This is a genomic window from Paenibacillus terrigena DSM 21567 (genome assembly GCF_000374845.1).
Classification (GTDB): Bacteria; Bacillota; Bacilli; order Paenibacillales; family Paenibacillaceae; genus Paenibacillus_K; species Paenibacillus_K terrigena.
Map to the genome: position 1 here is coordinate 505,486 of NZ_KB895414.1, position 14,698 is coordinate 520,183.

General features: G+C 46.6%; 15 protein-coding genes and 1 riboswitch. Of the genes, 2 read left to right on the forward strand and 13 right to left on the reverse strand.

Features of this window, described 5'->3' with window-relative positions; translation table 11 throughout:
* Positions 1-150 precede the first annotated feature (150 nt).
* The 5 genes from mqnC to metA all read right to left on the reverse strand — a co-directional run bounded on the left by mqnC (position 151) and on the right by metA (position 6,209).
* Complete coding sequence (mqnC, locus tag C558_RS0110320) at positions 151-1,284, reverse strand: cyclic dehypoxanthinyl futalosine synthase (RefSeq protein WP_018756187.1); 1,134 nt, start codon at positions 1,282-1,284, stop codon at positions 151-153.
* A gap of 189 nt (positions 1,285-1,473) precedes the next feature.
* Entirely contained in the window at positions 1,474-2,832 is a 1,359-nt protein-coding gene (locus C558_RS32525) for an EAL domain-containing protein (protein ID WP_018756188.1), read from the reverse strand.
* 90 nt (positions 2,833-2,922) lie between these two features.
* On the reverse strand, positions 2,923-4,092 hold the full coding sequence (locus tag C558_RS0110330; RefSeq protein ID WP_018756189.1) for an aminotransferase class I/II-fold pyridoxal phosphate-dependent enzyme: 1,170 nt from the start codon (positions 4,090-4,092) through the stop codon (positions 2,923-2,925).
* Positions 4,093-4,094: 2 nt separating this feature from the next.
* Positions 4,095-5,267 (reverse strand): aminotransferase class I/II-fold pyridoxal phosphate-dependent enzyme, encoded by a 1,173-nt coding sequence (locus C558_RS0110335; protein WP_018756190.1) that lies wholly within the window; start codon positions 5,265-5,267, stop codon positions 4,095-4,097.
* A gap of 24 nt (positions 5,268-5,291) precedes the next feature.
* Complete coding sequence (metA, locus tag C558_RS0110340; RefSeq protein WP_018756191.1) at positions 5,292-6,209, reverse strand: homoserine O-acetyltransferase MetA; 918 nt, start codon at positions 6,207-6,209, stop codon at positions 5,292-5,294.
* A gap of 106 nt (positions 6,210-6,315) precedes the next feature.
* Positions 6,316-6,427: riboswitch (SAM riboswitch) on the reverse strand.
* 386 nt (positions 6,428-6,813) lie between these two features.
* Here metA and corA point away from each other — a divergent pair.
* Complete coding sequence (gene corA, locus C558_RS0110345) at positions 6,814-7,749, forward strand: magnesium/cobalt transporter CorA (RefSeq protein WP_018756192.1); 936 nt, start codon at positions 6,814-6,816, stop codon at positions 7,747-7,749.
* Positions 7,750-7,849: 100 nt separating this feature from the next.
* On the opposite strand, the gene C558_RS0110350 is transcribed toward corA, so the two are convergent.
* Positions 7,850-8,863 carry an HRDC domain-containing protein gene (locus C558_RS0110350; protein ID WP_083927143.1) on the reverse strand — a complete coding sequence of 338 codons (1,014 nt, stop codon included), beginning with the start codon at positions 8,861-8,863 and terminating at the stop codon, positions 7,850-7,852.
* A 235-nt stretch (positions 8,864-9,098) separates the two neighbouring features.
* Here C558_RS0110350 and C558_RS0110355 point away from each other — a divergent pair, with 235 nt between their 5' ends.
* On the forward strand, positions 9,099-9,398 hold the full coding sequence (locus C558_RS0110355) for a DUF3055 domain-containing protein (RefSeq protein ID WP_018756194.1): 300 nt from the start codon (positions 9,099-9,101) through the stop codon (positions 9,396-9,398).
* Between the two features lie 65 nt (positions 9,399-9,463).
* On the opposite strand, the gene C558_RS0110360 is transcribed toward C558_RS0110355, so the two are convergent.
* The 7 genes from C558_RS0110360 to C558_RS0110390 form a co-directional block, all read right to left on the reverse strand.
* The gene (locus C558_RS0110360) at positions 9,464-10,597 is read right to left on the reverse strand and encodes a phosphodiester glycosidase family protein (RefSeq protein ID WP_018756195.1); all 1,134 of its coding nucleotides are present in this window, start codon (positions 10,595-10,597) and stop codon (positions 9,464-9,466) included.
* 8 nt (positions 10,598-10,605) lie between these two features.
* Complete coding sequence (locus tag C558_RS0110365) at positions 10,606-11,481, reverse strand: 5'-3' exonuclease (RefSeq protein WP_018756196.1); 876 nt, start codon at positions 11,479-11,481, stop codon at positions 10,606-10,608.
* A 121-nt stretch (positions 11,482-11,602) separates the two neighbouring features.
* Positions 11,603-11,962, reverse strand: coding sequence for an arsenate reductase family protein (locus tag C558_RS0110370; RefSeq protein ID WP_018756197.1), 360 nt, complete (start codon positions 11,960-11,962; stop codon positions 11,603-11,605).
* 22 nt (positions 11,963-11,984) lie between these two features.
* A complete protein-coding gene (locus C558_RS0110375; protein ID WP_018756198.1) occupies positions 11,985-12,956 on the reverse strand; it encodes an RluA family pseudouridine synthase in 972 nt (323 codons plus the stop codon).
* On the reverse strand, positions 12,953-13,522 hold the full coding sequence (locus C558_RS0110380; protein ID WP_018756199.1) for a cob(I)yrinic acid a,c-diamide adenosyltransferase: 570 nt from the start codon (positions 13,520-13,522) through the stop codon (positions 12,953-12,955). Before C558_RS0110380 ends, C558_RS0110375 begins: the two co-directional genes overlap by 4 nt.
* On the reverse strand, positions 13,519-14,088 hold the full coding sequence (locus tag C558_RS0110385; RefSeq protein ID WP_245583787.1) for a bifunctional adenosylcobinamide kinase/adenosylcobinamide-phosphate guanylyltransferase: 570 nt from the start codon (positions 14,086-14,088) through the stop codon (positions 13,519-13,521). Before C558_RS0110385 ends, C558_RS0110380 begins: the two co-directional genes overlap by 4 nt.
* A gap of 58 nt (positions 14,089-14,146) precedes the next feature.
* The gene (locus tag C558_RS0110390; RefSeq protein ID WP_026263833.1) at positions 14,147-14,698 is read right to left on the reverse strand and encodes a hypothetical protein; all 552 of its coding nucleotides are present in this window, start codon (positions 14,696-14,698) and stop codon (positions 14,147-14,149) included.

The window sequence follows — 14,698 nt, forward strand, 5'->3', positions numbered from 1 at the left end:
ACTTGCTCCTTCCCGAACAATGTTCTTATTCAGTATATGGGCTTTAGGAAACAGATATACAACGAGGATTTTCCCAGCAAGTCCAGAATCAAGGCGAATTTCTCACGGATGCAATAAAAAACAGCTACCCCCAAGGGTAGCTGTTATCAATTAATTCTGCATAATAAAATCGCGTTCAACATTCGATTCTTCTTCAAAAACCCGCAGGATATTATATTTCGTATCCCGCTGCGCAGGGATCTTGCCCGCTTCACGAATCGTCTCTAGAATCGTTCCGATATTCACTTTATGCGTTGCGCCTGCCGCCGAGACGACATTCTCTTCAATCATCGTGCTGCCGAAATCGTTGCAGCCATAGCTTAACGTCTGCTTCCCAACTTCTGGCCCCATCGTAACCCATGAGGATTGGAAGTTCGGGATGTTATCGAGATAAATCCGGCTGATCGCAAGTGTCTTCAGATACTCTTCGGGTGTGACACGTTCTGCCTTCATATTCGTATTGTCCGGTTGGAAGGTCCACGGAATAAAGGCCAAGAAGCCTTTGGATGAATATTGATTGTTAATGCACTCATCCTGTGCGACTCGCACACGATCTAGATGCAGCGCACGCTCATCCATTCCTTCACCGAAGCCAACAACCATCGTCGCTGTCGTGTTCATGCCGACTTTGTGTGCCGTCTGCATCACGTCCATCCAATCCCGCCACGAACCTTTGAGTCGACTAATCTTGCGTCGAGTCCGATCATCCAAGATCTCAGCTCCACCACCTGGTAGTGAATCGAGTCCAGCTTCATGAATAGCACGAACGACCTCTTCGAGCGATAAGCCATCTGATACTTCCTTCATCTTCATTATTTCAGCTGGAGAGAAGGAATGCATCGTAATGTTCGGGAACCGCAGCTTAATCTCACGTAATAAATCGGTATAATAGCTAAATGGCAAGTTCGGATTCGTTCCGCCTTGCATCAGAATTTCTGTTCCATTCACATCGATGGTTTCTTGGATTTTCTGGAAAATCGCCTCATTCGGCAATACATATCCTTCATCCGAGCCAGGTCTGCGGTAAAACGCACAGAATCGGCAATATACATCACAAATATTCGTATAGTTAATGTTGCGTCCAATGACGAACGTCGTAATCGGATCTGGATGCCACTTCTGCATGATCTGGTTCGCGACATGACCCATCTTCTCCACTTGATCCGATTCAAACAAGGTAATGCATTCTTCTACGTTGATGCGCTCACCTGCTGCAGCTTTATCCAATATGCGATCTACTGACATGTCTGCTCACTCCTTTGCTTCCCCACTGTTATCTTTCCCCCAAGAAGTAACGACTTCATCGTCCATAACAGGACGATAATCGTTCTTCGGAAATATAAGAACGGTTTACCCGTCAAACCTATAAACCCTTATATTTTAAAAACACCTGTACTTTTTATCGTAACACATTTCACAAGGAAAAACAGCATCCTAAGATGCTGTTACCGAGCGCAATCGATGTATTTTGTGTTTCATTTCATCAAGATAGAGTCGACCATGGCTCGGCATGAATCGTTCCGGCTTCGCAAAAAAGTACCCTTGCCCCATCTCAACATTGTGCCGCATTAGCACGCCTGCTTCTTCTTCCCGTTCGACCCCTTCAGCAATGACTTGGCATTGTATGTCATGCGCGAAGGACATGATCGCTTTGAGCATGGATTCCTTGGCAGCAACGCGATCAATTTCTTGAATGAGCGACTTATCAATTTTGATAATATCCGGAATGATCTCAAGAATAGATTGCAGACTAGAGAAGCCTGCACCTGCATCGTCAATCGCAACGCGAAATCCGAGACTGCGAAGCTTACGGATTACTTGCGAGCTGCTCACATAATCACGCATCAGATGTTGTTCCGTAATTTCGAAGATCACATGACTAGGCTTAATATTTTCCTTCTCAATATACCGTTTAATATTCCGTTCGAAGTGAGGGTGACTCAGCGTCACCGCTGTAATGTTAATAAAGACGGGACTCATGATCCCCCGACCCTTCATTTCTTCGAAAGCCTTCTGGATCACCACGAACTCCAACTCAGACAGCAATTGAACCCGGTCCGCATAATCAAACAAGGCCTCTGGCGAGTGAAATATCGTATCGATCGGTCCCCGCGTGAGCACCTCATAACCGTATACTTCGCCCGTCTTAAGATCCAAGATCGGCTGCGTAAGAACCGTAATATCCTTGTATTCAATAATTTGGCTTAATTGCTGCTTCAATGAATTGTATGGAACCGGCGCAAGCCCGGCTGCAAGCAGCCAGGCTTCTTGGACAGCGAGATAGATCCCATGCTTCTCATCATCGATATCCGCAGGGAGCTGTGTCGCACCGCTAATAATCTGAACCGTTAAATCACTCTCTTGTAGTTCAAAATTCAGATCCGTCTGAATCGACTTCCCGATGAGAATGGCAAGCGCATCCGTCTCTTGCGCCAGGAATGGAATCGTCTCACGAATAAAAATGCCATAGACATTGGTCTGAATCATCTTGACCCCTATAAGCCTGGATGCATCGACATATTCAAGCATCGTATCCCGAAGAATATGTTCGAGGACCTTAGTCAGGTGCTGCATCGTATCTGAAGAATGCTGACGAATGAATTGATCAAATTGATGGACACTTAGTAGAATGAGCGAGCATATATGGCCCTGCCGACGGGCCTTACGAACCTGATGAATAACGGGATCCCGCAGCTTAAAGCTCGGTGGCAGAATATTCATGGAACGGTTCGTTCGAGATAACATACAGATGTTCTTCAATCGTTTGATCGATTCATCAAAAAAGGTACTCATACTACGCTCTTATGCCCCCTCGCACCAACACGTTCTTGTTGTCACTATTCTATCACAGCATAACAAAATATAACAATATTTGCCTTATTGTTACACGTCTCGCAGGGCGCTCGATAAATCATCAATCAAATCGTCAACATGCTCAAGCCCTACCGAATAACGAAGTAATCCGTCTGTGATTCCCTTCTCTAGACGAACTTCACGAGGCATGGAGGCATGAGACATCATGGCTGGGTACGATAAAATGCTCTCTACAGCTCCAAGGCTGACGGCTACGAGCGGGATTTTTACTTTACTGAGCACTTGTTTCGCCCGTTCACCTGAACCGACATCAAATGATACAACTGCGCCATAACCCGCGGACTGTTGTTCATGAATTACGCGGCCAGGATGATTCGCTAGGCCTGGATAGTATACCTTCGCAATCGAAGGTTCTTGTTCCAGCCATGCCGCCAGCTTCTTCGCACTCTGCTCCGAATGCGCCATACGCGCTTCAAGCGTCTTCATGCCGCGCATGAGAAGCCAGCTTTCTTGCGTACTAAGTACCGCTCCCATCCCATTCTGCAAATATTTGACCTGGCGAGCAAGCTCTTCCGTAGCTGTGACAGCTAGTCCAGCAAGCACATCACTGTGACCGCCTAAGAACTTCGTCGCACTATGCAGTACAAGGTCCACACCAAGCTCAATTGGACGCTGATGATACGGTGTCATAAACGTATTATCCAGCATCGTTAGGAGGCCGTGTTCCTTCGCCCATGAAGTGACAGCCGCAATATCGGTAATTTTGAGCGTCGGATTTGACGGTGTCTCCATAAATACAGCTTTTGAATTCGGCTTCAGAGCGTTCTTCACTTGATCAAGATCCGTCATATCGACGAACGTCGTCTCAATGTTCATCCGACTAAGGATGGTCGTTAGGAAACGATAGGTCCCTCCGTACACATCTTCCGTAACGATCACATGATCACCCGCGGATAACAACATGAAAGCGGTAGAGATCGCTGACATCCCGGATGGGAAAGCATACCCATTCGTTCCGCCTTCAAGCAAGGCGATATAGTCTTCTAACGCCTGGCGTGTCGGATTCCCCGAACGGGAATAGTCATACGTCGGCGGATTGAAGATATCATGATGGTGGAATGTTGAAGCTTGATAAATCGGGACACTGGAAGCACCCGTCGTCTCGTCGATTTCACTTCCGAAATGAATCAACTTCGTTGCAAATTTATGATTCCGTTCTGATCCTTCTGCATGTGCCACGACTATGCCCCCTCGATCTCTTGTCTAGCAAGCTCAATTGCACGGCCTAAATCCGCAATAATATCATCGGCATGCTCAATCCCTACGGAGAAGCGCAGGAGACGATCATCTACACCGACCTTCTCACGAATTTCAATCGGAATATCCGCATGGGTCTGCACGGCTGGATACGTCATCAACGACTCTACTCCACCAAGGCTCTCGGCAAAAGCAATCAATTGAATATGACGTAATATCGGCTCAATATATTTTGCTTCCTTCATTTTGAAAGAGAAAATGCCCGTATTGCCTGAGGCTTGCTTCTTCTGAATTTCATAGCCCGGATGTCCCGGCAGACCTGGGAAATAGACTTGATCAACAAGCGGATGCTCCTGCAAATATGTAGCAACCCGTGTCGCATTATATTCATGACGCTCCATCCGCAGCGCCAATGTCTTCATGCCGCGCATTAACTGATAGCTGTCACTTGGACTCAGTACAGCACCAATCGAATTGTGCAGGAAGCCTGTATATTCAGATAGCTCCTTGCCTTTCGTTATGATCAGTCCGGCGAGCACATCATTATGACCGCCTAGATATTTCGTCGCACTGTGCACCACAATATCTGCACCTAGCTCAATCGGACGCTGCAAGAATGGTGTTAACAAGGTGTTATCGACAATCGTTAACATATTTTTGCGCTTCGCCCATGCCGCTACAGCTTCAATATCTGTGATCATCATCAGTGGATTCGTTGGTGTCTCGATGATAACCGCCTTCGTATTCGGCTGTGCCACTTCTTCCAGGGCATCGAAATCATTTGTATCCACATAAGAAGCTGTCACGCCAAAGCGCGACATAATTTTCTCGATTAACCGGTAAGTACCCCCGTATAGATCCAGCGAGACGATCAGATGATCGCCTTGACCGAACATGGCAAATACGGTCTGAAGCGCCGCCATTCCGGAGCTACAGGCAAACGCTGCATCGCCGCTCTCGAGTTTAGCTACTGCTTCTTCTAAGACGCTACGAGTCGGATTCTTCGTCCGAATATAATCGAATCCCGTGCTCTGTCCTAGCTTCGGATGACGAAACGCAGTTGATTGATATATAGGATAATTAATCGCTCCCGTAACAGGTTCCTGCACAGATCCAATCTGCGCGAGACGACTTTCAATTTTCAAATCTTCTGACATGTCTAGATATCCTCCTCTGTCCTATTAAATGCCTGCGCCAAGGTCAAATGGTGTCTCTTGATATACATAGTAATTCAGCCAATTAGAGAATAATAAGTTGGCATGCGCACGCCAGAGCGATAAAGGCACCCGTGATGGATCATCCTTCGGATAGTAGTTCTTCGGAATTGCGACATCAAGTCCTTTGGCGACATCACGGTCATACTCCCATTTTAATGTAAGCGGGTCATACTCGGAATGGCCTGTCACGAAAATTTGCTTGCCGTCTTTGGTCGCAACGATATAGATTCCCGATTCTTCGGATTCCGATAAAATCTCTAGGTTCTCATTAAGCTCGATATCTTCACGTCTTACCTCGGTATGACGGGATTGTGGTACGTAGAACTGCTCGTCGAATCCACGCAATAAGCTGATATTCGGCGTTGTAATCACATGCGGGTATACGCCAAAACACTTCTCTTCCAAAGAATATTTAGGTACGCCAAAGTGATAATACAGACCTGCTTGGGAAGCCCAACAGATATGCATGGTTGATGTTACGTTCGTCTTACTCCATTCGAAGATTTGTTCAAGCTCTTCCCAATAGTTCACTTCCTCGAACTCCATTTGTTCGACAGGCGCTCCCGTTACGATCATGCCGTCGAACCGACGATGGCGAATATCTTCAAAGGTATGGTAGAACGTCTCGAGATGCTCTACCGATGTATTTTTCGACGTATGGGATTTGGGATGAAGAAGAACCACCTCGACCTGCAGCGGGGTATTCCCGATGAGGCGCAGCAGCTGTGTCTCTGTCGTTTCCTTCGTTGGCATCAAATTTAAGATCACAATCTGAAGCGGACGAATGTCTTGATGGTATGCTACACTCTCATCCATCACAAAAATATTCTCATTAGTCAATATTTCTTTCGCTGGCAATGCATCTGGAATTTTAATCGGCATGCGTCATTCGCTCCTTTGTGGGATTCTTAATTCATGATGGTTATTGCTCGGAAGGTACAAAAAAAGACCTTCCAAGAGAAGGCCTACGTTAATAAATCCGGCGCCTCTCTCATCTCTCAGTAACGAAATCCATTCGTTTCCGCAAGAATTAGCACCGTGCTTTTCAGTCGGTTGCCGGGTATCATCGGGCTAGTCCCTCCACCTACTCTTGATAAGAATTTAGCAAAACCTTATTTGGTTTTATCATACATAACCCTACTTTAATCCAATTTGAAACAGACGTCAATACACTTCCATCGGCTTCATCCATCCCATGCTGAGGAACGCACCATTCTTCGGTCCGTGCCATATTCTACATTAACTTGGTTCACCGTTTTTTTCATTGCTTGTAAGATATAAGCGCGTTATACTAAGACGAGTGTTCCAAGAGATGAAACATAAAGCAGAGGTGAGTAAGGATGGAAGGCGACCCTATACCGCAGAGGACAATGTCACATGTACAATTAAATAGGAATGAAATCTGTCGGTTGTGCCTGAAGTCTGTGTAACAAACGCATCTTTTGGCCTGCCTTCTGGTTTCATTCGGGAAGAGGAGTGAAATCAGATGAAAATCCGGTTGGTACAAGAAGGTGTATTCACCGTCATCGAAGATATTAACCAAACGATCATCCCGCCAGCGAACGGCTTCTATTGGATCGATGCAGATGTCGAAGATCTGATCGTCCTGCAGCCGTTGTTCTTGCTGCACGATTTGGCCGTGGAGGATTGCCTCAGTGAAGAGGAACAGCGTCCTAAGATTGAAATTTACGAGGGACATTATTTTATTGTTATTAACAGTATTCGATTTGATGATGAAGAAATTTTCTTGCGCGCCCTGAGTATGTTCCTGGGCAAACATTATATTATTACGGTAACGAAGCAGAAGATCAATGAGCTCCGCACGGTAAAACCAATTCTGTGGGAGCAAGAAGTCAACCGACCTGATAATTTCTTATATCATTTGGTCGACCTTGTCGTTGACAGCTATTTCTCTGTCGGGGATCGGATTGAAGACCGCATTGAACATCTGGAAGAAGATATCGTCCTTCATACGAAAAAAACACATTTGAACGAAATTATCGGTCTGCGAAGCGAGATCCTGTGGCTCAAGAAGGTTCTTGGACCGCAGAAAGACGTGATCGCGACCTTGAATAAGAAAGACCTGCGTCTCATCGATGACCAGCTACAGAAATACTTCAGCGACATTTATGAGAATGCCGTCAAAATATCAGAGACCTTCGATACGTTCCGCGATTTGATGGCCAACTTACGAGAAGCTTATCAGTCCAGCGTCGCGAACCGCGCGAATGAGATCATGAGAGTCTTTACGGCGCTCACGACCATCTTCATGCCGATGACGATCATCACCGGGATCTACGGGATGAACTTCACCCACATGCCTGAGCTGGATTTGAAGTATGGCTATTACATCGTGCTCGGCGCGATGCTCTGCCTGGGGTTTGGAATGTACTTCCTTTTCAAGAAAAAGAACTGGCTATAACACCTTCTCGTGCTGATAAGTCGATTTTTTTAACATAATCAATGCAGGACTTGATCTGAACTGCTGCGCTTAGCAGTGTAGATCAAGTCCTGTTTTTCATTTATCCTGCCTGACGTTGTTGATTGTCTATCTCTCGCTGACGCCGATAACGAATACGAACCAATCGAATACGCTCGTAATACATGGCCGCTTGCTCTCCTTGCAGCCCCGTATCCCCATAGACCTCGAGCAAGATCGGCTTCAAATATCGATACCCATCGCGCTCAATAGCCGACCATATGGCGGCCTGCTCCTCTAGAGGCACCTGCTGGAGCTCTTCTTCGATCAGACGCTCGATATCATACCCTTCCCGGTCAAGACTTTCGAGCGCAATCAGAATATTCCGACGCGACATGCTGCAATACTGCTCCAGATCTGTAATGGAACAACCCTGCTGAATTCCTTCCAGCAAACGTTTCTGTTCTGCAAGCCGATCCATTTCCTGCTTATATTTTTGTTCTTTTTGCTTATACAGCCATTGGGCATATTCTTCCCGAGTCACCTGTTCTTTGACCCAATCCAGCGGAAACACTGTCGTTCGTTCGGTATCTTGAAGCAAGCTTACAATCTCCTCGCCATAGAGGTTCACCTTGTTCTCTCCGAAGCCAGGCAGTTGAAGCAACTCCTCCATCGTCTGCGGTACATAGACGCTGATTAGGCGTAGCATACGGTTCGTCGCAATGAAATAAGGAGCCTTCTTGTCAGCAGTGGCGCGAGATCTACGCCATTGACTTAACATGGCATATAACGATTCATTCGGATATAAATCGCTATAGCAAGCAAGCAGCTGCGACCGAACCAATCGTCCCGAGTGCTCCGCATCACTAATCATTCCATCAATAATCGGAGCGTACCCTTCCCCTAACTTCACCGCAACACCATGTCGAAATGTGGTTAGAAGCTCCTCCCAGGACGTACCCGAGTACCATACCGATTGTTCCATCTTGCCATGGTAGGGTTCACTCCATACAAGCTGCCACACCCCATGCGCCTCACCAATCGATAATTGCGATGTAATAGTCCCTTCTGATTCTTGCTTCCTTTCAAACGTGTTCAGAAAAACGATATTCATCATCCACCTCCAAAAAGTTCATGAACGCACGCAAAAAAGCACCCCTCTTATATAAGATAAGAGAGGTGCTTCCTCATTCGTCCGTTCATGCAATTGAGATCATCATAGCATAATTCCAAATTCTGGGCAAGTATAGGGAGACAAAAGTTTTCAAATAACTATAGGTACAGAAATTATAGTTCCTGTTCTTCCCAAATTCCGCTATAATGACCTCATAATCATTGAAGGAGTGACATCCATGTCTCAGCACGAGTTAGATTTTCTATCGGATTCAACGGAAGCAACGACGACGCGATTCGTGACATTCATTGGCGCAAGCTATAAACGGTTCGACCTCGCCATCATGACGACCAACCGCTTCTACGGGAAGAAATTAGTTACTGATCTTCAGAGCGGTATTACGGCAATTATCGGTGAAGAAGACTTGGAGGAAGAAGGCTACTTGGAATTCACCTTCAAACTGTCGGAAGAGGAAGCAGCAGGCGACCTGCGCGAATTCCTCCACATGGTTGTAGGCCCGACTGTCTTCACAGATTAATTACAATCCATCGATATAGAAAAAAGGCTACCTTACTCATCGAGCAAGGTAGCCTTCTTCTTGTTTCACTGCAAATTCATGCCGAACAGCAGCATGTTGCTCAGCGGTCTACCTGCTGACGTAAGGACTCTTCCGTTGGCATAGAGGCCGGATGATGCGCCCCCGTCCAAATTCATTGCCTGCTGCGCTCCAAGCTTCTGCATCACTTGTGCCCACGCTTGAATTGTCGCTCCATTGACCGTTGCAATCATAATGGAGCCATCCTTCATGACAGCAATCCCGCTTCGTGCACCGCCGCTGGTCAAAATTTTGGCAGATGTAAACCCTTCGGCCGTCGGATTCACCGCGAGCTTACCATCCTTCACAAGTCTTGGGCCCGCCCCAACTGCGGTGATGACATCTCCCCAAGGAATCTCATTGCCTTGCAGGTCCTTATAGTGAACTTCATATGAAGCCATTGCACCCACTTTAAATCGTTTTGCTTGCCCTGTCTCGCTACCGTTAAAGACAAGCACATAACCATTCGCTGGGATCGCGACATCTTGATTTTGCGTCACTTTGGTGACTACGCCTTTATCTACGACAACCATCTCACCATAGCTAAATCCAATCGTTTTGCCTCGTGCCGGTGTGTAGAGGATGCTGCTCGATTTCCCTTTAACAGGCGTTCGATTTGCAAAATAGACATAATAACTGCCGCTTTTGCCGCTGTCTGGATCGTAGACGCTTCCTGTAACAGATACCCGTAAATGATCCATTCGAACTTGGCCATTCTTCGTAAATCCAATCGTTGTCCCAGTGTTCCCAATATGAGCAAGCTGACCATTCTGTATGATCATGCCATAAGGCTCTGGAATACCGCCATAGGCTTCAAAGTATGTGCCATTGATACCATAATCCGCATGATACCGTTTAACAATGTCTTTCATATTAGCTGTCTGACCGACCTTGCCGCCTGCCAGACCTACTTGTACACCGATATTTTTCGGCATCGTCACGGTCTGTACCGTATAAGTACGTCCGCCTACGGCAACCTTCTTCATCTCGACTTTTGGTTGGTAAGCAAGCTGCTGCGTTCCTTTCGAGGAAGATGTCGTACTGCCTGCAGTACCTCCTTGCCCTGCTGCCGTAGCCACAACAGCTCCGGTAAGACTAAGGACAAGTGTAAGGACGATGGTCCGAATAAACTTAGTTGACATGCTGACTGTTACACCCCGATCAATGAATTTAAACTCTGCATTTCTAATTCTGCAAATTTGCGTTCAATTTGTGTACGATCTAAGGTAAATTCGCAGTTGTCTATCGAACAGACGAGCGGCACATCGCAACGAATACGTGCTAAATCGCGAGATAAGTGCAGCATGTCGATGTCCGCTTCAATTTTGGTACGCACAGCTTTGGTCAGTTCATGAAGGTTCTCTAAGATTCCTTCTACGGATTCGTATTGTTGAACGAGCTTGTAAGCTGTTTTCTCTCCAATCCCGCGAACACCAGGATAGTTATCACTGGTGTCCCCCATCAATCCTTTCACATCGATTACTTGCGCCGGTGTGAGTTGACGTTCTTCCATGAGTGTGGACGGGTTGTAGACCATATAATTCCCGTGTCCTTTTTTCATAATGATGACATGGACACGCTCGTCAACCAATTGCAGCATATCGTGATCGCCGGTCAGGATATAGATATCCATGTCAGACCCGTATTGCTTGGCAATCGTTCCGATACAGTCATCGGCCTCGTATCCAACTTCACCGATATTCGGAATGCCGAAGCTCTCCATCACTTCACGAATTAAGCTGAATTGCGGGATAAGATCTTCTGGTGCTTCGCCGCGATTAGCTTTGTAATCCGAGAATTGCTCAGTACGAAACGTCTTGCTCCCCATATCCCAACAGCAAGCGATATGCGTTGGATCAAATTTCGATACGGCATCCCAGAAATAACGAATAAATCCATAGATCGCATTCGTCGGAATGCCTGAACTTGTCTTGCGAATATAACCGCCATATGCTGTCGCATAATAAGCGCGGAATAACAAAGCCATCCCGTCGACGAGGAGTAACTTCTGTTTATTGTGTTCCAACTTTGGATCTCTCCTAACTCTAATCTAGTAACAATCCTGTAAGTAACATCCTATTATTCTAGCATAGTACGCTCGTGACTGCTTGGCCTCTTTTTGCCATTATAGGATCCTATCCCAGGGTTCAGCCCCAGCTGGTCTCGTACTGTTCTTCTTTGAATCCAACCGTTACTTGCTTCCCATCAGTAACAATCGGGCGTTTGATCAATCGGCCATTCGATGCCAACAGCTTGACTTGTTCCTCCGCGCTCATCTTAGGCAGCTTGTCCTTCAGCTGCATTTCCCGATAGACTTCACCCGAAGTATTCCAGAATTTCTTCAATTCAAGGCCGCTATTTTCGATTAATGCCTTTAGCTCCGCTTCCGTCGGCGCAACCTCGAAGATATCTTGGAGCTCCAGCTCATGCCCTTTCGCTTGAAGCGATTTAATGGCGCTGCGGCATGTGCCGCATTTCGTATAATGATAGACTTTTAACTTGGACATGACAGATTCTCCTTATAGCTCACTAAGTAATTTCGTTCTGCATCGCGTCTTGCAGCTGCTGAAGGTCATTCGGCAATTCTGCGGTAAATTCCATCCATTGCTTCGTGATCGGATGCGTAAGACCAAGCTTCCAAGCATGCAGCGCATGCCGATCCATTCGCGCGTCTAACGCCTGCGCCTTAGCATCTGTAGCTTCGTCAACGGGAACTAGAAACTTGTACATTTTATCACCGATTAATGGACAACCAATGGATTGCATATGCACGCGAATTTGATGGGTGCGGCCCGTCTCCAGCTTTAACTGAATCTTAGCACCCGCAGACGATTTGTAAGATTCCAGCGTTGTATAATGTGTTGTCGATGCATAGCCTGTTGGCGTCACAATGCGAATATGCGGTGACTCCGGATCACGATCAATCGGACCTTCAATCGTCCCTTGCTGCGGCTCCGGTATCCCATGCACAAAAGCCAAATACTGCTTATCCACTTGACCTGCAATCATTTGCTCAGAAATATGCTGATGAATATACGGATTCTTCGCGATCGCGAGCACACCCGAGGTATCTTGATCCAAGCGATGAACAGGCCGGAATCGATAATTCCAGCCCTGCTGTTGCCAGTAATGGACAACTCCATTGGCAAGTGTATTCATATAATGACCATGCGTAGGGTGAACGATGATCCCTGGTTCTTTATGCACGACTAAGAGATGTTCATCCTCGTAAATAATGGTGAAATCAACCGGCTGCGGCAAAATATCATCTGACTGCTCCTGCTCCATCCGAATCTGAACACAATCCCCTGCCTGCACACGAACACTGATATAATGTCGCTCACCATTCACTGTAATCCCATGCTCCGTTAGCTTCAATCTCGACATTAATTTGCGAGATACCATTAATCGATTCGATAGTATCGTCTTTAACAGCATCCCCTCCTCCGATGGAGGAACGATATAAGTGATCGGTTCGTAATATTGTGTCTCGATTGTCATGGCTCGGAACGGAACACCTCTGCACTGCGAATATACTCAACATCGGGAACACCGCTCCGTACATTCGCCGTTCGAGCGAGCACGAAGAATAAATCCGATAATCGATTCAAATAATGGCGAACCTCGGTATGAATATCTGCGACACTCCCCAGCTTCACAACCAGTCGTTCCGCACGACGGCATACAGTTCTGCACACGTGAAGCGATGCAGATCCACTGCTTCCACCCGGAAGAATGAACCGTGTCAGCTTCGGATTTTCTTGTTCATAATGATCAATCCATTGTTCTAATTGCGCTGTCATCTCAGCTTGAACTTTGAAGCTCTTCCCATCTAGATTCGCGAAGGCGAGATCCGAGCCGCAATCGAATAGCTCATGTTGAATTTGCAGCAATACGGATCGGATATCTGAGAATCGCTCCCCGCCAAGTTGACTCATCGCTTGACCAACGAAGCAATTCAACTCATCAATTGTTCCATACGTCTCTACTTGAATATGATCTTTCGGTACACGTCCGCCAATGACCGACGTCGTTCCTTGATCCCCCGAGCGAGTATAGATTTTCATCCTAAATCCCTCCCGAATTTTACCTGTTTACTTAATAGTTCCACAGCAATCCCTGATGTTAACAAATACAATTGCTTGCTTCTTGCAGCTAATCGTTCATTAATCGCCGGCAGCCATTCATGGAATAGACGTCGATACGCTACGGTCTCATCCCAGCCGCTGTTCATCTCATTGGTAATGACGAGAATTGCACCTTGATAGGCAAGAATGGACTGCACCAGCTGTTCGACGCGCATCTCGACATGTGCTTTCATGTCCTTCTCATCGAGATTGAGCTTGGCAGCAGCCTTTACTTCACCGTAGAGCCATACCGCGATACTATCCACCACGAGCACACGATTCCGCGCCGTGTATGGATTCGACTGCACATTAATCGTATCAATAATTTCAGGAAGTAACGGATCGGTCTCAATAATTTTCCATTCAAAGGAGGAGGAAGCCACTTGTACTTGTTCCTTATCTTTATCCGGCCATCGCGAGACAAGCCACATGCCCGTCTTACCCAATGTCGAAGCCAACTGTAGCGCAAAGCTTGTCTTCCCACTGCCTGCGCCACCTGTTATCATCACCAACAAGTGAGTTCCTCCCTTCCTTCATTTATTTGATCGAAAATCTCACTACCCGCTATTCTACCATCGACTTCAACACTTGCTTTGCAAGTTCAGGGTGCGGCGCGTTCGACGGAATAATCACGAACAGATTCTCTAATGCGAACCCAATGGACTTGAACATCTTCATATCATGAATTGGAATTGCGTAGAGATGTTCTTCCTTCTTTTCTTGGTCCTTCCCTGATGCATCCGGTACAAGAACAGTCCCTTCAACAAAGCCGCGTTTGTACTTCTCCTTGTCAAATGTATCTTCGAGCGGTGTCGTTCCTGAATTCTTCGCAAAGTTCTTCATATCTTCCTCAGGAACTACCATCATATCATTCGAGCCTACCGCAAGTTCGGCAATCAACTTCTGTATACTGTACATCGCGCTTGCGTTCACTTCGACCTTCTTCTCACTTCCAAGCTGCTGCTGCAGCTGAGCCTTCACTTGATCTGTTACTTCCTGCGGTATAACTTGCTGTTGTCCAGGCATCAATAAGATCGTAAGATCCGCCTCATCACCGCAGCCCGCTAAGAGGCCCATCGTAACTAACATCATAAGAATGATTCCGATTCTTTTCAT